The sequence below is a fragment of the Polaribacter sp. R77954 genome (assembly GCF_044595335.1).
In the GTDB taxonomy this organism is placed as follows: Bacteria; Bacteroidota; Bacteroidia; order Flavobacteriales; family Flavobacteriaceae; genus Polaribacter.
The window spans coordinates 3,671,140-3,693,598 of sequence record NZ_CP138992.1 but is presented as its reverse complement, the minus strand read 5'-3'; the positions used below and the strand labels follow the sequence as shown (position 1 = coordinate 3,693,598).

At 32.2% G+C, this 22,459-nt stretch carries 17 protein-coding genes and 1 tRNA gene; 8 read left to right on the top strand and 10 right to left on the bottom strand.

The window, feature by feature from the left end:
• Positions 1-2: 2 nt before the first annotated feature.
• From SJY27_RS15920 to SJY27_RS15905, 4 genes are all read right to left on the bottom strand, one after another.
• Positions 3-2,309 (bottom strand): glycoside hydrolase family 65 protein, encoded by a 2,307-nt coding sequence (locus tag SJY27_RS15920; RefSeq protein WP_397445857.1) that lies wholly within the window; start codon positions 2,307-2,309, stop codon positions 3-5.
• 129 nt (positions 2,310-2,438) lie between these two features.
• Positions 2,439-3,092 (bottom strand): beta-phosphoglucomutase, encoded by a 654-nt coding sequence (gene pgmB / locus SJY27_RS15915; RefSeq protein ID WP_397445856.1) that lies wholly within the window; start codon positions 3,090-3,092, stop codon positions 2,439-2,441.
• A 1-nt stretch (position 3,093) separates the two neighbouring features.
• Positions 3,094-4,440 carry an MFS transporter gene (locus tag SJY27_RS15910; RefSeq protein WP_397445855.1) on the bottom strand — a complete coding sequence of 449 codons (1,347 nt, stop codon included), beginning with the start codon at positions 4,438-4,440 and terminating at the stop codon, positions 3,094-3,096.
• A 230-nt stretch (positions 4,441-4,670) separates the two neighbouring features.
• Positions 4,671-5,693, bottom strand: a complete 1,023-nt coding sequence (locus SJY27_RS15905; protein WP_397445854.1) for a LacI family DNA-binding transcriptional regulator — start codon at positions 5,691-5,693, stop codon at positions 4,671-4,673.
• A gap of 198 nt (positions 5,694-5,891) precedes the next feature.
• Here SJY27_RS15905 and SJY27_RS15900 point away from each other — a divergent pair, with 198 nt between their 5' ends.
• From SJY27_RS15900 to SJY27_RS15880, 5 genes are all read left to right on the top strand, one after another.
• Complete coding sequence (locus tag SJY27_RS15900) at positions 5,892-8,780, top strand: SusC/RagA family TonB-linked outer membrane protein (protein ID WP_397445853.1); 2,889 nt, start codon at positions 5,892-5,894, stop codon at positions 8,778-8,780.
• Positions 8,781-8,797: 17 nt separating this feature from the next.
• Complete coding sequence (locus tag SJY27_RS15895; protein ID WP_397445852.1) at positions 8,798-10,414, top strand: RagB/SusD family nutrient uptake outer membrane protein; 1,617 nt, start codon at positions 8,798-8,800, stop codon at positions 10,412-10,414.
• A 19-nt stretch (positions 10,415-10,433) separates the two neighbouring features.
• Positions 10,434-11,585: a SusE domain-containing protein gene (locus SJY27_RS15890; protein ID WP_397445851.1), complete on the top strand. Its 1,152-nt coding sequence runs from the start codon at positions 10,434-10,436 to the stop codon at positions 11,583-11,585.
• Positions 11,586-11,608: 23 nt separating this feature from the next.
• The gene (locus SJY27_RS15885; protein ID WP_397445850.1) at positions 11,609-13,435 is read left to right on the top strand and encodes a SusE domain-containing protein; all 1,827 of its coding nucleotides are present in this window, start codon (positions 11,609-11,611) and stop codon (positions 13,433-13,435) included.
• Positions 13,436-13,496: 61 nt separating this feature from the next.
• Entirely contained in the window at positions 13,497-16,361 is a 2,865-nt protein-coding gene (locus tag SJY27_RS15880; RefSeq protein ID WP_397445849.1) for an alpha-amylase family glycosyl hydrolase, read from the top strand.
• A 34-nt stretch (positions 16,362-16,395) separates the two neighbouring features.
• On the opposite strand, the gene SJY27_RS15875 is transcribed toward SJY27_RS15880, so the two are convergent.
• Positions 16,396-17,298, bottom strand: coding sequence for an IS1595 family transposase (locus SJY27_RS15875; RefSeq protein ID WP_397445030.1), 903 nt, complete (start codon positions 17,296-17,298; stop codon positions 16,396-16,398).
• Between the two features lie 37 nt (positions 17,299-17,335).
• Between SJY27_RS15875 and SJY27_RS15870 the strand changes: the two genes are divergently transcribed.
• Entirely contained in the window at positions 17,336-17,506 is a 171-nt protein-coding gene (locus SJY27_RS15870) for a T9SS type A sorting domain-containing protein (protein ID WP_397445848.1), read from the top strand.
• 23 nt (positions 17,507-17,529) lie between these two features.
• Positions 17,530-17,697, top strand: a complete 168-nt coding sequence (locus SJY27_RS15865) for a hypothetical protein (RefSeq protein ID WP_397445847.1) — start codon at positions 17,530-17,532, stop codon at positions 17,695-17,697.
• Between the two features lie 195 nt (positions 17,698-17,892).
• On the opposite strand, the gene trxB is transcribed toward SJY27_RS15865, so the two are convergent.
• The 3 genes from trxB to SJY27_RS15850 form a co-directional block, all read right to left on the bottom strand.
• Positions 17,893-18,840 carry a thioredoxin-disulfide reductase gene (gene trxB / locus SJY27_RS15860; protein WP_397445846.1) on the bottom strand — a complete coding sequence of 316 codons (948 nt, stop codon included), beginning with the start codon at positions 18,838-18,840 and terminating at the stop codon, positions 17,893-17,895.
• Between the two features lie 120 nt (positions 18,841-18,960).
• The gene (locus tag SJY27_RS15855; protein WP_397445845.1) at positions 18,961-19,383 is read right to left on the bottom strand and encodes a c-type cytochrome; all 423 of its coding nucleotides are present in this window, start codon (positions 19,381-19,383) and stop codon (positions 18,961-18,963) included.
• Position 19,384: 1 nt separating this feature from the next.
• Positions 19,385-20,470, bottom strand: coding sequence for a PQQ-dependent sugar dehydrogenase (locus tag SJY27_RS15850; protein WP_397445844.1), 1,086 nt, complete (start codon positions 20,468-20,470; stop codon positions 19,385-19,387).
• Positions 20,471-20,549: 79 nt separating this feature from the next.
• Here SJY27_RS15850 and SJY27_RS15845 point away from each other — a divergent pair.
• Positions 20,550-20,624: transfer RNA gene (locus SJY27_RS15845), tRNA-Pro, on the top strand.
• 32 nt (positions 20,625-20,656) lie between these two features.
• On the opposite strand, the gene SJY27_RS15840 is transcribed toward SJY27_RS15845, so the two are convergent.
• Positions 20,657-21,298, bottom strand: coding sequence for a HupE/UreJ family protein (locus tag SJY27_RS15840; protein ID WP_397445843.1), 642 nt, complete (start codon positions 21,296-21,298; stop codon positions 20,657-20,659).
• A 39-nt stretch (positions 21,299-21,337) separates the two neighbouring features.
• Positions 21,338-22,336, bottom strand: coding sequence for a DUF4198 domain-containing protein (locus tag SJY27_RS15835; protein ID WP_397445842.1), 999 nt, complete (start codon positions 22,334-22,336; stop codon positions 21,338-21,340).
• Positions 22,337-22,459 lie beyond the last annotated feature (123 nt).

The window sequence follows — 22,459 nt, the reverse complement described above, 5'->3', positions numbered from 1 at the left end:
AATTAAACTGTTAATAAATTATTTGGCGTAACTTTTGTTAGCTGACCATTAACTAAAATTTCTACCTCTTCTTTACCTTCTAGTTCAAAATACGTTTCTTTTTGAGAAACAATAACTTTAATAATTTGGTTTCTAAAATTAACTTTAAAAGAGTACGATTTCCATTGTTTAGGAATTTTAGGCGCAAAAGATAGCATACTATTTTTTATTCTCATTCCTCCAAAACCTTCTACAATACTCATCCAAGTACCAGCCATAGAAGTAATGTGTAAACCTTCTTCTACTTCGTGATTGTAATCGTCTAAATCTAATCGAGAAGTACGTAAGTAAAAAGTATACGCTTGCTCCATTCTATCTAATTTTGCAGCCTGAATACTATGTACACAAGGTGATAATGAGCTTTCGTGTACTGTAAAAGGTTCGTAAAAATCGAAATGACGTTCTAATTCTTCTGTTGTAAAGTGATCTTCGAACATGTAAAAACCTTGCAAAGTATCTGCTTGTTTAATATAAGGAGATCTTAAAATTCTATCCCAACTCCAGTTTTGATTGATTGGTCTTTGCGTTTGGTCTAAGTCTGCTACTGTAATCAATTCTTTGTCTAAAAAACCATCTTGTTGCAAATACACATTGTGTTTTTCTGAATACGGAAAATACATATTATCAGCTACATTTTTCCATGATTGTAATTCATCAGCTGTAAAATTGGTTTTTTCTTTAATTCTGATATAATCTGAAATATGGTCTATTTTTACAATTTCTATATTTTCTAAAGCGTATTCAATACACCATTTTGCCATGTAATTTGTGTAGAAATTGTTATTGATATTATTTTCGTATTCATTAGGCCCAGTTACACCTAACATTACAAATTTTTCTTTATCTGTTGAGTAATTTACTCTTTGATGCCAAAAACGGGCAATACCAATTAAAACTTCTAATCCTTTTTCGGGTATGTAACTATAATCTTCTGTAAACCTGTAATAGTTGTAAATGGCAAAAGCAATGGCGCCATTTCTATGAATTTCTTCGAAGGTAATTTCCCATTCATTATGGCATTCTTCACCATTCATAGTAACCATTGGGTATAATGCAGCACCGTTTGTAAAACCTAACTTTTGCGCATTTTCAATAGCTTTATTTAAATGTTCGTATCTGTATTCTAACAAGGTTCTTGCCACAGATTGATCTTTAGTAGCCATATAAAATGGTATACAATAAGCTTCTGTATCCCAATAGGTACTACCTCCATATTTTTCGCCTGTAAATCCTTTTGGGCCAATGTTTAACTTTGCATCTGTGCCTAAATACGTTTGATTTAAATGAAAAATATTAAATCGAATACCTTGTTGCGCTTTTACATCACCTTCTATAGTGATGTCTGACATGTGCCAAATTTGTGCCCAAGATTGTTTTTGCATTTCTAAAAGTACATCAAAACCAAAACTAACTGCTTTGTCTAAGATATCTTTAGCCACAGCTACCAATTGTGTTTTATTGTGATTTCTATCTACAACATAACCCCCAAATTTATGAATGATAAACGTTTCGTTTTTATTGATGGATTGACGATATGCACAACTTGCTATTTTTTCTGATTTTTGATTTTTGCAGTCAACGATAATTTCTTCTTGATTTACAAATAATCGAGATTCCATAAAAGTACAAGTATGAAAATCGGTTTTCATAGTTTGCGCCTCTATAAAAGATTGCCTATTGTTTTGAATTACCTTAGATACGTTCCAAAATTGATCATCCCAGTTGGTATCTTCATTGGTAATACCAGCATCTAAATACGGTGAAAACGTAATTGTTGCATTGTTATTTATTGGTGTAACAGCATAGCTTATGGCACCTACTTCATCTAATTCTAAACTTAAAAAACGTTTTGCAAAGACACTAATTTTAATTCCGTTTTGCAATTCAGCCTCAAAACTTCTAGACAACCAACCTTCTTTCATGTTAAGTTCTCTCTTAAAATTTGAAACCGATTTACACGTGTTTAAATCTAATTCTTGATCATTAATAAAAACGTTAATTCCTATCCAATTTGGTGCATTTAATACTTTAGCAAAATACTCTGGATACCCGTTTTTCCACCATCCCACACGTGTTTTATCAGGATAATAGACTCCTGCAATATAACTTCCTTGAAAAGTTTCTCCTGTATATTTTTCTTCAAAATTTGCACGCTGTCCCATAGCCCCATTTCCAATACTGAAAAGGCTTTCTGACGACTTAACCTGTGCAGGATCAAACCCATCTTCTAGAACAGACCATGCATTTGGTTTTATATAATCTTGATTCATTTTTTTTTACTTTTTTAGAGAAAAAAGGACGAAAATATAAGAGTGAAATTGTGAAACAAAAATGCTTTTTTGCTTATTATTTTGCTCTTTTTAACCTTTAAAATATTTTAAATTCCTTTTTCTCTTTTCTTATTTTTCTATTAATTGTTGGATAAAACTGGTACTTATTTCTGTAAAATCTGCAAAATTAAATTTGGCTTCAGATAAAATATTATCATCTCCAATACCAATACTTACCATTTTTGCAGCATTTGCAGCTTGTACACCTGCCACAGCATCTTCAAAAACAACACAATTTGAAGCATTAACGCCCAATTGTTTTGCAGCCAAAAGAAAAACTTCTGGATCTGGTTTTGCTTTTGTTACATTATTACCATCTACAATGGTATTAAAATAAGGTAATAATCCTACTTTTTCTAAAATGGGTTGTGCATTTTTACTAGCAGAACCTAAAGCAATTGGAATATCATTTTGTTTTAAATATTCTAATACTTTGGGCACATCTGGTAAAATTTCTGATGCATCCATTTTTTCTATATACTCTAAGTAATCTTCGTTTTTGGTAATCATCCAATGGTCAAACTGTTGTTGAGTGGCGTTTACGTTACCAATGTCTAATAAGATTTCTAAACATCTTTTTCTACTTACTCCTTTAAATAATTCGTTTTGTTGTTTGGTAAACTCAAAACCAAGTTCGTGGGCTAATTTTTGCCAAGCTAAATAATGGTATTTTGCAGTGTCTACAATTACACCATCTAAATCGAAAATAAATCCTTTTTTCATGTTAATTTGATTGTACTACATCATCTACATCTTTTACTTTGTAGACTAAAGCTGCAGCAATTAAAAAACTAAATCCGCTAATAATTAGAGCGAATATTGCTTCATTATTGTATGCGTATTTTACTAATGGTCCACCAATTAATGCATTGATGATTTGTGGAATTACAATAAAGAAATTAAAAATCCCCATATAAACTCCCATTTTTTTTGCAGATATAGAGCCCGCTAAAATTGCATAAGGCATTGCTAAAATACTAGCCCAAGCAATTCCTACTCCTATCATAGAAACAATTAACCAATTTTTGTCTGGCATAATGTAAATTGATAAAAGCCCTAAACCGCCAATAATAAGTGATATTGAATGCGTTTTTTTTCTACCTAATTGTTTTGCGATATAAGGCAAAGCAAATGCATAAAAAGCAGAAACTAGATTGTAAATTCCAAATAAAATTCCTACCCAATCTCCTGCATCTTGATAAGAAGTACTGCTACTATCTGTATGAGGTAAACCATAAATATGCTGTGCTATAGCTGGCGTTGCAAAAACCCACATGCCAAAAAGGCCAAACCAAGAAAAGAATTGTACCCAACTTAATTGACGCATTGTTGTTGGCATTTTTCTAAAATCATCTACAATATCTAGTAGGCTCGAGTTTTCTTCATCAACAACTTCTTCTACATCATCATCAAAACTTGCTAGTTCTTCTGGTGAATATTCTTTAGTTGTAGCAACTGTAACTAAAATTGAAATAATTAGAATGGCTGCACCAATAATAAAAGACCAAATTAAATTGTCTGGCACAACACCTTGCGATGTTTTGTTAGAAACGCTAAACCAATTTGTTAATGCATAAGGTAACCAAGACCCTACAACAGCACCAAAACCAATTAATGCAGTTTGCACACTAAACCCTAAAGTTCTTTGATCTGTTCTTAAATTATCACCAACAAGCGCTCTAAAGGGCTCCATTGCAATATTAAAAGAAGCATCCATTATCATTAAAAAACCAGCACCAACCCAAAGCGCAGGCACAAAAGCAATAAAAATATCTGCTTGTGGCATTAAAACCAAACCTACTGAGGCCAAAATTGCACCTACTAAAAAATAAGGTTTTCTTCTACCAAATCTTCCCCAAGTTTTATCGCTATAATGCCCAATAATTGGTTGAACAATTAAACCCATTAAGGGTGCAATGATCCAAAACCAAGAAAGTTCGTGAACATCAGCACCAAAAATTTGTAAAATTCTACTTGCGTTTGCATTTTGGAGGGCGAACCCCATTTGAATTCCTAGAAACCCAAAACTCATGTTCCAGATTTGTAAAAAGCTTAATTTACGCTTTTCCATTATCGAATATTGTTAATTAATATTACGATAAGCACTTCGACTTATCAACTGTTTAAAAGTGTGGAATAAAACTTATTGATAAACCTTAATTTGATAACAAAGATATTTAATTTTTATGAAATTGATAAAAAAAAGAGACTAAAATTACGACGACGGTTTCGTAAAAGTTAAAAAATTGATAATTTTTACGAAATCGGTTTCGTGAAAATTACGAGTTATTTTGTCTAAAACTAGACTAGAGACTTTGTGGATTCTCTAACTTTTAAATCACTTGAAATTACAATCTTTTTTGGCTTGAAATTTTCTGACTCTTTTTCTATTCTTTCTATCAACAACTCAACTGCTTGTTTGCCCATAGTAAATCCATGTTGTGCTATGGTTGTAATTGATGGCGAAGAATATTCTGAAATCAATCCATCAGTAAAACCAATAACTGCTAAATCTTCTGGAATCTTTAACCCCTTTTCTTTTGCTACTCTCATAGTATTAGCTGCGTAAATTTCATTTACTGCAAAAACACCATCAATATCCTCTTTAAAAACTGTTTCAATTTGCGATTTAACATCTTTATCTTCGTCAATTTCTACAACTAAATCCTCATTTGTTTTAATATACGCTTCAATCAGAGCTTTTTCATAACCTTGCCTTCTTAATGCACCTACATTTACATGTTTAGGGGTAGTAATTAATGCTACTTTTTTTCTTCCACTGTCTAATAAGTATTTGGTGGCTTTATAGCCTGCTCCAACATCATCAACCACTACTTTATCACACAAAACCTCATCTACCACTCGATCAAAAAGTACCAAAGGAATTTCTTCTGAAACCAAACCTTCAAAATGATTAAAATCTTTATTTTGAAGCGTTTCACTTGCTATAGAAACAATTATTCCATCTACACTGCCATTTGATAACACCTTTAAAGTTTCTACCTCTTTTTTATAAGATTCGTTAGAGAAACAAACCATTATATTATATCCTTTTCTGTTAGCTCCATCTTCAATACCCATAATAACTGTTGAGAAAAAATGATGTACTATTTTAGGCAAAATAACCCCTATTACTTTGGTTTTTTGGTTACGTAATTGTAGTGCCAAATGATTGGGTTTGTAGTTGTAAAGATTGGCATAAGCTTGAATCTTTTTCTTGGTTTCTATACTTATCTCGTGGCTATCTTTTAAAGCTTTTGACACAGTAGATGTAGAAACGCCTAATTCTTTAGCAATTGTTTTTATGGTAATTTTTTGCTTCATTTTTTATTAAAAGATAAGTTTTGATGTTATTTAATGTTAATATAGTAATAATCTTCCAAAAAAAGTTGTTAACACGAAACCGATTTCGTAACTTTTTGAATATTGAAATTACAGCTGTACACTATATCTTTACTAGGTGGAATATAAATTTATTGTTAAACAAAATCAAATTTACAGTTATTATTTAACAAATTATACATGAAAAATTTTAAATTATTATTAATTGGAATTCTTTTTACCTCATCCTTTACCATGTTTGCTCAACAAACTGTAAAAGGTGTTGTAAAAGAAAAATCTTCAGGAGAGTTTTTACCTGGAGTTAGTATTGTCGTTAAAGGTACTACTAGAGGTACTCAGACCGACTTTGATGGAAATTTCTCTTTAGAAAGAATTGCTACTGGAGATATTTTAGTTTTTAGGTATTTGGGTTTTGCTGATAAAGAGATCACGATTACATCTAACTTTAATCTTACAGTGCTTTTAGACGAATCTGCTGAGCAATTAGATGAAATTGTTGTGGTTGGTTATGGTACTACTACCGTAAAAGATGCAACTGGATCTATTGAAGCGATTACAGCTAAAGACATGACAAAAGGAAACATTGTAACTGCTGAAAACCTTATAAGTGGTAGAGTTGCTGGTGTAAATATTACAACAAGTGGTGCTCCTGGTTCTGGTTCAGAAATTAGAATTCGTGGTGGTTCTTCTTTAAATGCTTCTAATGATCCTTTAATAGTTATTAACGGCTTACCACTTTCTGGTGTTGACTTAAATAGTATTAACCCTAATGACATTGAATCTTTTTCGGTACTAAAAGACGCATCTGCTACTGCTATTTATGGAGCCAGAGGTGCAAATGGGGTTATTATTATTACAACAAAAAAGGGTAGAACTGAATATGCTTTAGATTACGATTATCAAGTAAACTTTGGAGAAATAAGAGATAGAATTAGTGTTTTTGACGCTGATGCTTATAGACAAATTGTAAATCAAAGAAGACCTGGTGACGTTGGTTTATTAGGTAATGCAAATACAAATTGGCAAGACGAAGTTTTACAAAAATCAGTTTCTACTTTTCATAATTTAAGTGTACGTGGTCAAATTTTAGGATTTATACCTACAAGACTTTCTGTAAACTTTTCTGATGTTGAAGGAAATATATTAACATCTCAATTCGAAAGAAATACAGTTTCGCTTTCTATGAACCCTTCATTTTTTGACGATCATTTAAAAGTAAGCTTAAACTATAACAGAAACTTTATTAATGAAAGATATGGAAGTGCTGGTGCTATTAATGCTGCGTTAAGGTATGACCCTACACAATCTGTATACGATTCAAGTTCTCCTTACGATGGTTTTTATCAACATATAGATGGTAATGGTCAAATAGCAAATGGTACCCAAAACCCAGTTGCTAGCTTGTTACAAAATGAAAGTAGAGGAAGCAGATTTAGACAATTTGGTAATTTAAAATTAGACTATAAACTGCATTTTTTACCAGAACTTACTGTTACTGTATCTGCTGGTTTTGATAAATCTGAATCAACAAATACAGATATTACATCTTTAAATGTGCCAACAAACAATAGCATTATGGGTAATGATTCTGAAAGCTATGGAGAAGGAACAAATGAAAACTTTAAAACCTACCTTAATTATGTGAATACTTTTGGTAAATTTAAAACAGACGTAACTCTTGGGTACGATTATCAATCTTTTGAAGGTTTTGGAAGAAGTACAGGAAACAGAAGAGATCCTAATAGCTTTCCTAATTTTAGCGCGGGTACACCAACCGTATTAATAGGTATCTTAGCAAGAGCTAATTTAACTTTTAATGAAAAGTATTTACTTACTTTAAACTATAGAAGAGATGGTACTTCTAGATTTGGTCCAGAAAACAGATGGGGTAACTTTGGTGGAGCTGCCTTGGCTTGGAGAGTTAGTGACGAAGATTTCTTAAAAGATAACGAGGTAATTTCTGATTTAAAATTACGCGCATCTTATGGTGTTAACGGACAATCAGAAGGTATTGCTGGAGATTTGTATTTAGATAGATATCGTTTTGGAAATCAAGATTCTCAATACATATTTGGTGGTAATCCAATATTATCAACCATACCTTCTGCAAGAAGTAACTTGAGATGGGAAAAGACAGCCACTGTAGAGTTGGGTGTAGATTATGGTTTATTCGACAATAAAATTACAGGTTCTTTAAACGTTTTTCAAAAAAATTCAACAGATTTACTATCAGATGCACCAGTTGCAGATGGAACAAACTTTACAAACAGAGTTTTACAGAATATTGGAGATTTACAGGTTAATGGTGTAGAATTTGCCGTAAATGCAGATGTTTTAAAAACGGAAGATTTTAGTTGGAATGTTAACTTTAACACTACTTATATAGGCAGAGAAATTAAAGAATTGGCTTTAGGACAAGACATTACTCAAGGTGGAATTGCAGGAGGTACAGGAAACTTTATTCAATTGCATAGCGAAGGTTTTGCACCAAATTCGTTTTACGTTTACAAACAATTATACGACAGTAATGGAAACCCAATTGAAGGTGCTTACGCAGATTTAAATGGAGATGGAATTACTAATGACGCTGATAGATATTTAAAAGAAGATCCACAAGCAAACCTAACGTTTGGTTTTCAATCGAACTTTAATTACAAAAGCTTTGATTTAGCATTTAACTTAAGAGCAAGCGTAGGCAATTATTTATACAATAACGTAAATTCAGCTTTAGCACAATACGATTTATTAAGAGACAATGCTGTTTTAGGTAATGTACCAACATCTGTATTAAACACAAACTTTAATACAACAGCTAATGTTATTCGATCAGATATTTATTTAGAAAATGCTTCTTTTTTAAGAATGGATAATATCACTTTAGGATACACTTTAGATAGACCAATCAAAAAATTCGCTTCAAATAGCATTCGTTTTTGGGCTGGTATGCAAAACGTGTTTTTGCTAACAAACTACTCTGGTTTAGATCCTGAATTGGGTAGCAATGGTATAGACAACGAAAATTACCCAAGACCAAGAGTGTTTTTGTTAGGTGCTAACATTAAATTTTAATTCATAAAGATTTTATAATGAAAAAAATATTAAAAATAGAAAAAATAGCAGTCTTTATTTTGGTTATGGTTGTTGCTTTATCTTCTTGTACAAAAGATTTAGATATAACACCACAAGACGACCAAGATTTATTAGGTGAAGATTTCTTTACGAATGAAACTTCATATAAAAGACTATTGGCTGGCGTATATGGTAACCTATCCTTAACTGGTGTAGATGGTGCAGGATCATCAAACATACAAGGTTTAGATGCTGGTACTAGTCAATTTGGTAGGGTTTTATTATACCTACAAACATTATCTGCAGACCAAATGATTTGGTCTTATGAAAATGACCCTGGAACTCGAGAAATACAACGTAACATTTGGAACGAAGCAGATCCTATTCTTTTAGGAATGTATGGTAGAACTCACGTAACTATAGCGTTTGCAAATAATTTTTTAAGAGAAACTACAGAGGCTAAGTTAGCTGAAAGAAATGTGTCTGAAGCTACAAAAGCAGAAGTAAAACAGTTTAGAGCTGAAGCACGTTTGTTAAGAGCAATGTCATATTATTATATGATGGATTTATTTGGCCAAGCTAATTTTACAACAGAAGAAGATGCTATCAACGCACCACCTGCAGCTTACAACAGACAACAATTATTTGACTATGTTGAAACTGAATTAAAAGCAATTGAAGCTGATTTACCTGCACCAAGAACAAATGAGCATGGTAGAGCAGACCAAGCAGTAGCTTGGATGATTTTATCTAAGATTTATTTAAATGCAGAAGTGTATATAGGTGAAGCTAAGTACACAGAATGTATTGATTATTGTAAAAAAATTATTGGAGGTGGTTTTACACTTGCCTCTAATTATTTACACAACTTTATGGCAGATAACGATACCAATTCAGCAGCAAATGAAATTATTTTTCCATTAATTTCTGATGGTATTTACACCCAAAACTATGGTCCTACAACTGTAATGATTAACGGTTCTGTTGGTAGTATAGAAGGTAATGGAGAATCTTTAGGAGTAAGCCCTGCTGGTTGGGGAGGAGCTCTAAGATTAAGAAAACAATTTGTAGAATTATTTGAACCAAGCATTTTTAATAATGATGCTAGAAACACAATTATATCTCAAGGTAGAAGTAAAGAAATCACAGACATTTCTAACCAAGACCAAGGATACATTTTAGCAAAATACTCTAATTTAACATCAACAGGAGCACCTGGTTCTGATGTAGGCTTAACATTTGCAGACACAGATTTTCCTTTGTTTAGATTGGCAGATGTATATTTAATGTATATAGAGGCTCATCTTAGAGGCGGTTCTGGTGCAGTTCCAACAGATGCTGTAAACTATATTAACGCAATTCGTTCTAGAGCTAATAATCCTCAAAATAATTTAACACTTGCAGACTTAAACTTAGATTTTATTTTAGATGAAAGAGCAAGAGAATTGCATTGGGAAGCACATAGAAGACAAGATCTAATTCGTTTTGGTAAATTCACAGGAGGTTCGTATAACTGGGTTTGGAAAGGTAATGGAAGCAATGGTATTTCTATTCCTGCAACAAGAAGATTGTATCCTATACCTTCTGCAAGTTTAGCATCAAACCCAAACTTAACTCAAAATGACGGGTATTAAACATAAAAAATATTTAGAAATGAAAAAAATTATAAAACGATTTTCAGCAATATCAATCATAGGTTTGTTCTTATTGATGTTTAATGCTTGTGATGATGATTCTGAATTATTTACAACTACATCAAATCCAACAGCACCAGTATTAGCAAATTTAAGTTTTACAGATTTAACGTTAGATCCTGTAAACACCAACAATCCTGCTATAAATCTTAACTGGCAAGATGCTAGTTATGGGCAACAAGCTGCAGTTAACTATGCCATCGAATTTTCTAGTGATGACGCATTTACCAACCCAACAACTGCAGCAACCACTACTGGTGAAACTGCAATAACTTTATCTGTTGCAGAAGTAAACGCTGCTGCTGGTGATGCAGGTTTAAATCCTTTTGAGTTAAAACCAATCTATATTAGAATCGTATCATCTTTAGGTACAAGAAATAGTGAAAGTGCTGCTTCAAATGCTATTCAAGTTAATGTATACCCATACTTTAACTATACTTTTGATGATTACTTTTTAGTAGGTAATGGAGTTGCGCCTGGTTGGGATAATAACAATCAAAGCGATGTAAATCAAAATCCGCCATTATTTAGAGATCAAAATGACAGTAATGTATTCTATTATACAGGCTTAATAAAAAATGACAATGGAGATTACAATGAAGGTAGATTCAAAATTTTAGAAAGCAAAGGATTATGGCAACCACAATGGGGCGACTCTAGAGATGAAGGTAGTGACGACCCAGCAACCAGTGGAAGTGTTGCAGGTAACCCAGGTACACAATCTGGCGATCCTGGAAGATTTGGTGTATCAAGCACTGGCTACTACTCGTTTATGATAAATTTTGCTTCTAACACATACACATTAGTTCCTTTTAATGCTACTGGTATTACAAGTCCGAATTCATTAACAATTCAAGGTTCAAGTACTGCAAATGTTTCTATGAATCAAATGGCATTTGATGCTCATTTATGGTATGCCAATAGTGTAAGACTAACCCCTGGTAATGTAGAATTTGTTACAGATTCGGGTGCAAAATGGGGAAGCTCAACATCTTTTTCTGGAGTAGCTACTGATGGTGGAGGAACGATACCTGTTATAGTAGAAGATGATTACGATGTTTGGTTTAATGACTTAACAGGACGTTATATTTTAATTCCATTAAACTTATAATATCACCTAAAACAAAAGATAAAATGAAAAAATATTTTAAAAAAATTAGTTACTTAATTCTATCATTAACCTTAGTTTTAGGTTCTTGTGATGTAGAAGAAAGTTTAACTATAGTAACACCAGATCCAGAGTTTGTTTTAAACACACCTGGTATCAGTACTATTTTCCTAAATTTTGAAGTACCAAACAATCCTGCATTTACTATAAATTGGGTTGATGAAATAAATACAGGTGCAACATACACCATAGAAATGGCTACAGCACCAGAGTTTGAAAATCCAATTTCATTGGGTTCAACAGACCTAAGCAACTTTTCTATGACCGTTGCAAACTTTAATCAAGTGTTAGACAATCAAGATATTAAATCTTTTTCTGCAACTGCTGTTTACATGAGGTTAAATACTGGTGCCACTGTATCAAATACTATTTTGTTTCAAGTATCTAAATATGCTGTACAACTACCTAGTATTACAAGCCCTACAAGTGGTGATGCCTTTTCACTTTCTGACGTTGATCCAGATTTAGTTGCGGTAACCATTACTTGGGATGACCCAGAAATTACAGCATCATCTACTGTACCTGTTAGCTATCGATTAGAAGCTGCAGAATCAGGAACCGATTTTGCAACTCCGTTTGTGTTAGGAGAAACAGATGATAACAGCTTAGACTTAACTCATGGAGATTTAAATACCTTTGTGTTAGACAACAATGGTGTTGCTGCCAATGCAAAAGACTATGATTTTAGAATTATAGCAATCGCAGAAACTGCTGCTGGTGATTTGTTTAGAACTTCAGCAAATATTACTTTATCTATAACTCCTTATGATGTAGCTTTAGCCCCAATACTTTATGTAGTTGGTGCTGGTGCAGTTGATGCTGGCTGGGGATGGGATTCTCCTGTAGAACTTGTATTACAAGGTAAAAAATGGTCTGGAAACATTAATTTATCTCCAGACAATGGTGGTAACTTCAGATTTTTTACAGACGCTACATTAACTTGGGGTTCTCCTAGTTACAATTTTCCTTATTTCTTAGATAGAGGTTATACCATAGATAGTAATTTTGAAGATGCTATGGATGGTGACAACAACTTCTTATTTACAGGTACAGCTGGTGAGTATTTCTTAGAAATTGATACAGAAAACGAAACCATTACTTTAGGCCCTGCAGTGGTAGGTCCAAATTGTAATTACGACCAACTTTGGGTGGTTGGTGCTGGTGCAAATGGATGGAACTGGGATAATCCAGTACAAATTTCATGTACAGGTACTGGCGTTTACGAAGGTAATATCAACTTAAAAAACGATGCTTTTAGATTCTTTACAGATGCAGTTACCCAGTGGTCTTCTACAAGCTTTAATTATCCTTATTACGAAAATGAAGGTTATACTATAGATGCTAGATTAGAAAATGCATTAGATGGAGATAGTAACTTTAAGTTTACAGGCACTCCTGGAGAGTATGGTTTAACAATAGATGATGTAAACAAAACAATCACATTAAGCGATCCTATTAAATTATGCGAATTAGACCAACTTTGGTTAGTTGGTGCTGGTGTGCCTGATGCTGGTTGGGGTTGGGATTCTCCTGTGGCATTACCTTGTACTGGTGCTGGTGTATATTCGGGTCAAGTAACTTTTGCTAATGATGCGTTTAGATTTTTTACAGATGCTACATTAGAGTGGGGTTCTCCTAGTTATAACTATCCATATTACGAAGGTGAAGGTTATACTATAGACGCTAATTTTGAAAATGCAGCTGATGGAGATAGCAATGTAAGATTTATTGGTACTCCAGGAACGTACACGTTAACAATTGATACTGTTAATAGAACTATAACTTTACAATAATAAATTTTCACTAAAAAGGTCATAGAGTTTTCTATGACCTTTTTTTAAAGAACCCATATCTATGATAAAAAAATTACTTTCAATTTTTATAATGCTTATTTCTTTTGTCTCTGTAGCTCAAGTAACTTTTGACGTTAGTGCAATTGAAATGAACCAACCTGTAACTTTTACAGTAGACATTACTGCTACTGGCAGTTGTAATGGATTATCAAATCCTAATAAAGTATACATGCATGCAGGTATTGGAAACAATGCCAATGCTTTCGGTTTTAATGTAATTGGTAATTGGGGCCAAGATGATGGTATTGGAGAAATGACTGCGAATGGAGATGGAACTTACAGCATCACCATAACCCCTCAAAACTACTTTACCTTAACACAAACTCAAATTGATACTGCTACCCAAATTGGTATGGTATTTAGAAATGAAGATGGTAGTCAAGAACTTAAATTAAATGATGGCGGTTCTTGTGAAGATTTCATTTTTCCTATTGGTGCTGTACAAGTAAATATTACAAACCCTACAACAGATTTAGTGGTTGTAAATTCAGGTGATAACTTAAATGTTAGCGCAGAAATCGTTTTTCAATCTTCAACCACAGTTCAAGGTAACATAGAAGTTTTTTATAATGATGTATCTGTTGCCACTGCAACTTGTGGTTTTCCTTCATGTAATGCTACTATACCTAATATTACCGAAAGTGGAGTTGTAAAAATAGTGGGTACACCACCAAATTCTACAGAAACTGGTGATGCTAAATTTAACGTTGTTGTTGTACCTGATGTTGCTAATGAAAACATGCCTTCTGGTATGGAAGACGGTATTAATTATGTTTCTGATGATACAAAAGCCATTTTAGTTTTAAATGCACCTGGCAAAGACTTTGTACAAGTTGCAGGTAGTTTTAACAACTATACCCCTACTGACGCTTACAATATGAAAAAAGACCCAGCAAGTGGTAAGTTTTGGTTAGAAATATCAAACTTAACAGCTGGCCAAATCGAAACCTATCAATATTGGGTTTTTGATCAATCTCCGGCAACAAATTCACCAAGCTTGGTAAAAACTGCTGATCCATTTTCTACATTGGTTTTATCTCCTTTTGATGATCCATGGATTTCTACAGATACCTACCCAAATATGCCAACGTATCCTTCTGGTCAAGAAAGAGAAGTAACTGTTTTACAAACAGGTCAAACAGAGTATAATTGGCAAGTTACAGATTTTCAAAAACCTAAAAAAGAAGACTTAATTGTTTATGAAGTATTAATCAGAGATTTTGACGAGGATAGAAATTATCAAGATTTAATTGATAAAATCGATTATTTTAAAGGATTAAATATCAACGCCATTCACCTTATGCCAGTTATGGAATTTGAGGGTAATGAAAGTTGGGGATACAATACTTCATTTCATTTAGCGCTAGACAAATTTTACGGCACAGAAAATAAATTAAAAGAGTTTATTGATCTATGCCATCAAAACGGAATTGCAGTTATTCTTGATGTTGTTTTAAACCATGCATTTGGTAGAAACCCAATGGTTAGAATGTGGATGAATGATGCTGATAATGATGGTTGGGGAGAACCAAGTGCAGATAATCCTTATTTTAATGAGTTTTCTAGACATAGTTACAATGTAGGTTCAGATTTTAATCACCAAAGTAGTTTAACACAAGAATATTCAAAACGTGTTATTAAACATTGGATTGAAGATTTTAAAATTGATGGTTTTCGTTGGGATTTAACCAAAGGGTTTACACAAAATTGTTCTGGTAGTGATGAAGGTTGTACAAATGCGTACCAACAAGATAGAGTTGATGTTTTAAAATCTTATGCAGATTATTCTTGGAGTTTAGACGATGACCATTATGTAATTTTTGAACACTTAGGTTCTGATAATGAAGAACAACAATGGGCAAATTACAAAGATGGAATTATGATGTGGGGTAAGTTAACAAATGAGTATAATGAGCTTACTATGGGTACATCTGGCAACAAAAACTTTAACAGAATGGGCCATAAAAGTAGAGGTTTTAATCAACCAAGACTTTTAGGATATGCAGAAAGTCACGATGAGGAACGTTTAATGTATAAAAATGTTGCCTTTGGTAACAACTCAACAGCTGCTCATAATGTAAGAGATTTAAATACAGCTTTATCAAGAATGTCTGCTCTTGGAGCAGTTACCTTAACAATTCCTGGGCCAAAAATGATATGGCATTTTGGAGATTTAGGAATGGAAACGTCTATTTTTACTTGTTCTGATGGAAGTTATAATAATGATGGTTGTAAATTAGACACAAAAGCACAACCTCAATGGGCAGATAATTGGCTAACAAATGCCAATAGAAAAATGATTTATGATGATTGGGCTAGAATAAATTTATTAAAAACTTCTTTACCCGTTTTTGAAGGCGATTACACTATTACTTCAGGTACGTTAACACCTAGAATAGATATTTATAATACAAGCATTCCAGAAACGGAACTAAGAAACGTTGTTGTTTTAGCTAATTTTGATGTTGTAGCACAGAATATCGATACTAATTTTCCTATTACTGGAGATTGGGTAGATTTAATGGATCCATCTGGAAATACTACCTATGCTGCCAACAGTATTACGTTACAACCTGGGGAATTCAGAATATTTGGTAATCAAAAAGCCACACTATCTACAGATGCATTACTATCTGAAAGTAGTGTACGCATTTATCCAAACCCTACAACAAAATCTTTTTCTATTTCTAAACAAATTAAAAACCTAAGTGTTTATGACATTACAGGTAAAAAAGTAAAACAGTTTGCAAAAAGTGATATTATTAGAAACGTATTTTCTGTAACTGACTTAAAATCTGGAGTTTATTTTATTAGAATTAAAAATAACACTAATAAAATGATAACCAAAAAATTAATTATAAACTAATCTTAAAAATTTAAACATGAAAAAAAATATTGAATTATACGTTTATTTGCTGTTTTATTTGAGACTGGTAAATAGGTTTACTTTCTACCATTCTTAGTATTGTTTTATGAAAAATACTAGCTTTATTTTGGGAGCGATTGATTCTAAAACAAAATTCATCAAAGTAAGCTTGAATATGTGCTTTACTCACATGAGTAGGTATGGCTCTTATCCATGATTTCACTTGCATAATTATAGTATGTAATTGTTTAAAATTACCACCATTGTTGCTATAAATCTGCTCAATATTAAAATTTTCTTTTAAAGGTTCATAGCCTCTCCATTTGTCTGTAATTATTTTTGATGATTTACAAATATGTTCTTCAAATATTGGGGTTAGTGATTTTGCAGAATAATCATCAATCGACCTAATATAGACTCTTTTTACTTTGTTATTATCTGTCAATTCTATTGCTATAACAGCCTTTTTCTTTTTACTATCATAACTTCTACCTTGTTTACCTTCTTCTTTTCCTCCAACTGTAAATTCATCAACATGAATTAATTTTTCCAAAGGATATTTTTGGCTGCTCTTCATCGCTTTACGAACTTTTTGCATAAAATACCAAGCTGTTCCTTGACGAAGACTAAAGCGTTTACCCATTTGAATACTTGATATGCTTTTACTACTTGTACTCATCTCAAATGCAATACAAAATGCTTTCTGTAAGCCAAATTTAACTTTATGAAAAATAGTATTTGCTGTAGCACTTTCCACATGATGACAGTTGTAACAGTGATAAGTATAACCTGATTTTGCACAGCCTTTGGTATGACCACATTTACTACATGTAAAACCATCATGCCATTTTATTTTCGCTAAATAGGATTTACAGGCTTCATCATTTGGTAATTCTTTTATAAAGTTTAGTAAGTCTTGTCCCTTAAATTCTTCTATTTTACTGTATTTAATAATATAAATATACCGAAATTATATGACTAACTCAATAAAATTATTTACCATATTAGGCAAACAAGTATTAAACAAAAGTTTTAGTGCTAATGGGGTTTATGATGTTCAGTTACCAGAATTAACTACTGGGGTTTATATTGCTCAATTAGAAAGTGAAAATGGAAAAATCAGCAAAAAAATTGTGTTAGAATAATCAATAATATAAAGAAATAGATCATGAAAAATAACAAAGAAACTCAAAATATTACTCGTAAAGACGCCATTAAAAAAATAGGAAATTACAGTAAATATGCAGCTTTAACTGCTTTAGGTACTTATATGATATTAAATCCACAAAAATCGCAAGCTGCATCTGTACCTTCAGACCCAGGATCAGGATTTTAAGTGTAAATGATTGTGTTCATAAAAAACGAGCTATTTTAAAAAATAGCTCGTTTTTTTATGGTTCAGATCAAAAAAATCGTTCAATGACTTTAAAAAATTCTTGGTCCCTTAACTTTCTAAATTTAAGGATAACAAAGCATATCAAGCTCATCAAACTTTAAGAAATATGATTTCTACAAAAATGCAATAAAATAGCTACTCTAAAGCACCTAAATAACGTTCTGCATCTAAAGCAGCCATACAACCTGTACCAGCAGCAGTTACAGCTTGTCTGTATTCTTTATCTTGAATATCTCCAGCTGCAAAAACACCTGGTAAATTTGTTTTTGTAGTTTTTCCTTTAGTGATTAAATAACCAGTTTCATCCATATCTAAAACTCCTTTAAATAAATCTGAATTTGGTGTATGACCAATCGCTACAAATACTCCTGTTACAGGAATATCATGTTTTTCTTTGGTTTGATTATTAATAGCTCTAACTCCAGTAACTACATTATCACCTAAAACCTCATCAATTTCTGTATTGTATAAAACTTCAATATTATCAGTTTTATTTACTCTGTGTTGCATAGCTTTTGAGGCACGCATATAATCTTTACGCACCAAAATAGTAACCTTACTACAAATATTAGCCAAATAGGTAGCCTCTTCAGCAGCAGTATCTCCAGCACCTACTACTACAACATCTTGTCCTTTATAAAAAAACCCATCGCAAGTAGCACATGCAGACACTCCACCACCAATTAAACGCTGCTCACTTTCTAAACCTAAATATTTAGCAGTTGCTCCTGTAGAAATAATTATGGTTTCTGCTTCTATATGTTTTGTTTCATCAACAACCACTTTATGAATTCCACCAATTTCTTCACTTAAATCAACAGAAGTTACCATTCCAAAACGCACATCAGTGCCAAAACGCTCTGCTTGATGTTTCAAATCCATCATCATAGCAGTACCATCAGTTCCATCTTTATAACCAGGAAAATTATCAACCTCTGTAGTTGTAGTTAACTGACCACCCATTTGCATACCTGTATACATTATTGGTTTCATATCTGCTCTTGCAGCATAAATTGCAGCTGTATATCCTGCAGGTCCAGAACCAATAATTAAACATTTTATTTTTTCGATAGTATCTGACATAATTCTTTTATAATTTAATACAAATGTATTTTTTTTGATTTATTTAGACTACAAATATGAATGAATAATTATAATATGTTGATAACAAAAATTGATGAAAATGTAGAAGTTAAAAATATTTTAATCCTTTTTAATATTAACAACCTCTTCTGCAGTAACTATTTTCTGGTTTTTATTTCCCCAAGAATTGCTAATGTAGTTCATAACGTCTGCAATTTCTTGATGGTTTAAGTTAACTTTTTTCATTATTCTATGGTATACAATACCATTTACAACAATACTATCTGTTATACCAAATTTTATTGCTCTGATACTTTTTGCTCTGTACTTAACTAAAAAATCTGACTGTGCTAATGGAGGGTATTTATTTATTTTTCCTTTTCCATCAGCTTTATGACATATTTTACATTTTTTTGTGTAAATTTTTTTACCTCTTTTTACACTTTTTAGCAATGTTGAATTTTGTGCTTTTGGCAAATATCGTGTTATGTTTAGTGTGTACAATTGAGCAACTACTAAAAGATAAATAACAATAATTCTCATTTTAGTTGGGCAATATTTTTACAATTCCTAAATTTTCTACACCTACATACATAAAACCATCTAACCCCTGCTCTATAGAACGCACTCTACCAATATCTTTTAATAATTTTACTTCTTTAAAAACTGTATTGCCTTTTAAGATACATCTACTAACGTATTGAAATTTTAAAGACCCAACTAAAAGATTCCCTTTCCATTTTCCGTATTTATCACTACTAATAAAAGCCATACCACTTGGCGCTATAGAAGGCGTCCAATGATGAATTGGACTTTTCATACCAGGAATCGAAGTTTTATCTGTAAATTTTGTACCACTATAATTTATCCCATAACTTGCTTTTGGCCAGCCATAATTTTCTCCTTTTTTAATAATATTTATTTCATCACCTCCTTGTGGTCCATGTTCATGAGCCCAAATTTCATTAGTAAAAGGATTCATTTCCATACCTTGCGGATTTCGATGTCCGAAACTAAAAATGGCTTTTTTAGCATTTTTTTGATTTACAAAAGGGTTGTTTATAGGAACAGAACCATCATCATTCAATCGATAAATTTTACCACCATCTCTAGTGATGTCTTGCGGATTTAGCTCTCTATTTCCTCGATCTCCAACACTAAAATAAACGCGATTTTCTTTATCAAATGCAATTCTAGAACCAAAATGCTGTCCTCTTTTAGAATTTGGTGATGCTTTATACAAAACTTCTTTTTCAACCAATTGATTCTCTTTTAATTTGGCTCTCATTAAAGTGGTATTTCCTCCATTTCCTTTTCCTCCTTGCGAAGCATAAGTAAAGTAAATCCAGCCATTTTGTGAATAATTAGGATGCAGTTCCACGTCCATAAAGCCCCCTTGACCACGAACATAAATTTCAGGCAAATTTCCAATATTGATTTTTCTTCCATGTTTAAAATGAATCAATTTCCCTTCTTTTTCAGTGATTAGCATAGAATTATCAGGCAAAAAGGTAAATCCCCATGGGTTCACTAAATCAGGAACTACAATTTCATATTCTTTTTTTTGAGATAATAGCGATAAACCGCAAAAAAAAAGCGAAAATGACAAAAGATAAATTTTTTGTTTCATTGCAAGAAAATTAAATAAAATTTAATACAATATATAAATATTATTCTATATTTGCAGTCCTAAAATTGATGACTTTTTTCGGGGTGTAGCGTAGCCCGGTCATCGCGCCTCGTTTGGGACGAGGAGGTCGCAGGTTCGAATCCTGCCACCCCGACTTTAAACTTCAGATTTATTTCTGGAGTTTTTTTATGTTACATAACCATATATTTGATAACAAAACAAAAAGATACCAACTGCTATCAAATATGAATTTACTGCTTTATAAAATGCAGAATAACTTTCTTTTTTTTGCCAATTTGTAATCAAAAAGACTATAGGAATTAAGGCTAAAATCTGCCCTATTTCAACACCAATATTAAAACTCAAAATTTTGGCAAGAAACTGTTCATTTCCAATGTCAAAAGATTGCAATCTAGTGGCTAAACCAAAACCGTGAATTAACCCGAAGAAAAACACCATGAACAATAAATTAGGTGCTTTCACATTCAATTTTTTAAAACCTCCTAAATTTTCAAATCCTTTGTACAAAACACTTAATGCGATGATAGCATCTACCAAATGCTCATCTGCTTTTATACCTAAATACGTTGCTACTGTTAACGTTATACAGTGTGCTATTGTAAAAACGGTGATAAATTTCACAATAGCTTTAAATCCGCTTAAATAAAAAACAACGCCCGCTAAAAACAGCAAATGGTCGTAACCTGTAAGCATGTGTTTTGCACCTACATAAATATAAGATCCTAAACCTCCATTATTTAAGATAGCTTGATCTGATGTACTTACACCATGTGCAAATGCAAAAAATGGTGTAAAAAAAAGCACCATAGTTAGTAAATACTTTAGCTTGAAAGGCTTCAATAGAAACTATTTTTTTCGATTGAAAAAGAAAAACAACATTGCTACGACTACAATACTTGCTATAATAAAAATGTAAGAAGGCAAGGAATCTTCATCAGCATGTGTATGAGAATGAGTTGCTGAATTGTGATGGTGTGTCACTTCAAAAGTTAAAGTTGCCCAATTAGATTCATGAGTTAAACCTTCTTCTTCTGAATTTACTAAATGAATTGTTCTTACATACCAAATACCATCATTTTTCAACTTTACAGAAACAATTCCTTCTTGATTTGTTCTTAGTTCTTGACCAGTAGTATGTGTATGATTTTCATCATCATGAGAATGTGTTGTTTCATTATGGCTGTGCGTTTCACTACTAATATTATTGTGAGAATGTCCTTTTTCTGTTGCTTTAAAATCGGCATAAACCAATTGATTTGCTAATGGTTTGCCTTTTCTCAATAATTGTAATTGTAAAGTATCTCCTGTATATTTTTTATAAGGATTTTGTAAGGGAACAAATTCTATTGGATAGCCTAAAACAGTCTTCCAATCTTCGCTCCTCTCCTCTCCTACTTGAAAAATAGCTTTAACATGTTTAGAATATTTCTCAACAGCATCGTCTTTTATCGTATTGTTTTCTTTTCTTGCAGACAAAACGTCTTTAATTCCATCATGTTCTAAATAATCATTAAATTTTTGAGCAGTCATGGCAAAATTTCTTGGTTTTGTAGATACTCCTGCAACCCAAGTTCCTTCATTTTCTGTTGTAAAATTTAAAATCGTAATGCTATCTTTTTCAGACCATTGTTTATCTTCAATTTTTATTCGTTTTCCATTTCCTACCAAACTGGCATCTAGCATTCGGTCTCTAGTAATTACATTTTCACTTTTATCAAACGTACCATTAAATAAATTAATAGTACTTTGGGTGTGGGGTTCTAGAAAAAAAGTATCTATTTTTAGATACATATCGTGACTACAGAAAATTAAAATACATAGAATTGTAAATATTTTTTTTCTCATTTTTGAATACGTTTTTCAATGATAATAATCGCAAAAATAATCTTTAAATTCAAAACAATTAAGGGTTGTTTTTATAATTGAGACTCAATTAACATTTTCTAAATTATTTAACATAAGTTTTGT

Coding starts and splice junctions, on each gene's coding strand:
- SJY27_RS15835 (WP_397445842.1), bottom strand. CDS start 22,336: ATGAGAAAAAAAATATTTACAATTCTATGTATTTTAATTTTCTGTAGT.
- trxB (WP_397445846.1), bottom strand. CDS start 18,840: ATGTCAGATACTATCGAAAAAATAAAATGTTTAATTATTGGTTCTGGA.
- SJY27_RS15880 (WP_397445849.1), top strand. CDS start 13,497: ATGATAAAAAAATTACTTTCAATTTTTATAATGCTTATTTCTTTTGTC.
- SJY27_RS15855 (WP_397445845.1), bottom strand. CDS start 19,383: ATGAGAATTATTGTTATTTATCTTTTAGTAGTTGCTCAATTGTACACA.
- SJY27_RS15870 (WP_397445848.1), top strand. CDS start 17,336: ATGACTAACTCAATAAAATTATTTACCATATTAGGCAAACAAGTATTA.
- SJY27_RS15850 (WP_397445844.1), bottom strand. CDS start 20,470: ATGAAACAAAAAATTTATCTTTTGTCATTTTCGCTTTTTTTTTGCGGT.
- SJY27_RS15905 (WP_397445854.1), bottom strand. CDS start 5,693: ATGAAGCAAAAAATTACCATAAAAACAATTGCTAAAGAATTAGGCGTT.
- SJY27_RS15890 (WP_397445851.1), top strand. CDS start 10,434: ATGAAAAAAATTATAAAACGATTTTCAGCAATATCAATCATAGGTTTG.
- SJY27_RS15910 (WP_397445855.1), bottom strand. CDS start 4,440: ATGGAAAAGCGTAAATTAAGCTTTTTACAAATCTGGAACATGAGTTTT.
- SJY27_RS15920 (WP_397445857.1), bottom strand. CDS start 2,309: ATGAATCAAGATTATATAAAACCAAATGCATGGTCTGTTCTAGAAGAT.
- SJY27_RS15900 (WP_397445853.1), top strand. CDS start 5,892: ATGAAAAATTTTAAATTATTATTAATTGGAATTCTTTTTACCTCATCC.
- SJY27_RS15865 (WP_397445847.1), top strand. CDS start 17,530: ATGAAAAATAACAAAGAAACTCAAAATATTACTCGTAAAGACGCCATT.
- pgmB (WP_397445856.1), bottom strand. CDS start 3,092: ATGAAAAAAGGATTTATTTTCGATTTAGATGGTGTAATTGTAGACACT.
- SJY27_RS15885 (WP_397445850.1), top strand. CDS start 11,609: ATGAAAAAATATTTTAAAAAAATTAGTTACTTAATTCTATCATTAACC.
- SJY27_RS15840 (WP_397445843.1), bottom strand. CDS start 21,298: ATGGTGCTTTTTTTTACACCATTTTTTGCATTTGCACATGGTGTAAGT.
- SJY27_RS15895 (WP_397445852.1), top strand. CDS start 8,798: ATGAAAAAAATATTAAAAATAGAAAAAATAGCAGTCTTTATTTTGGTT.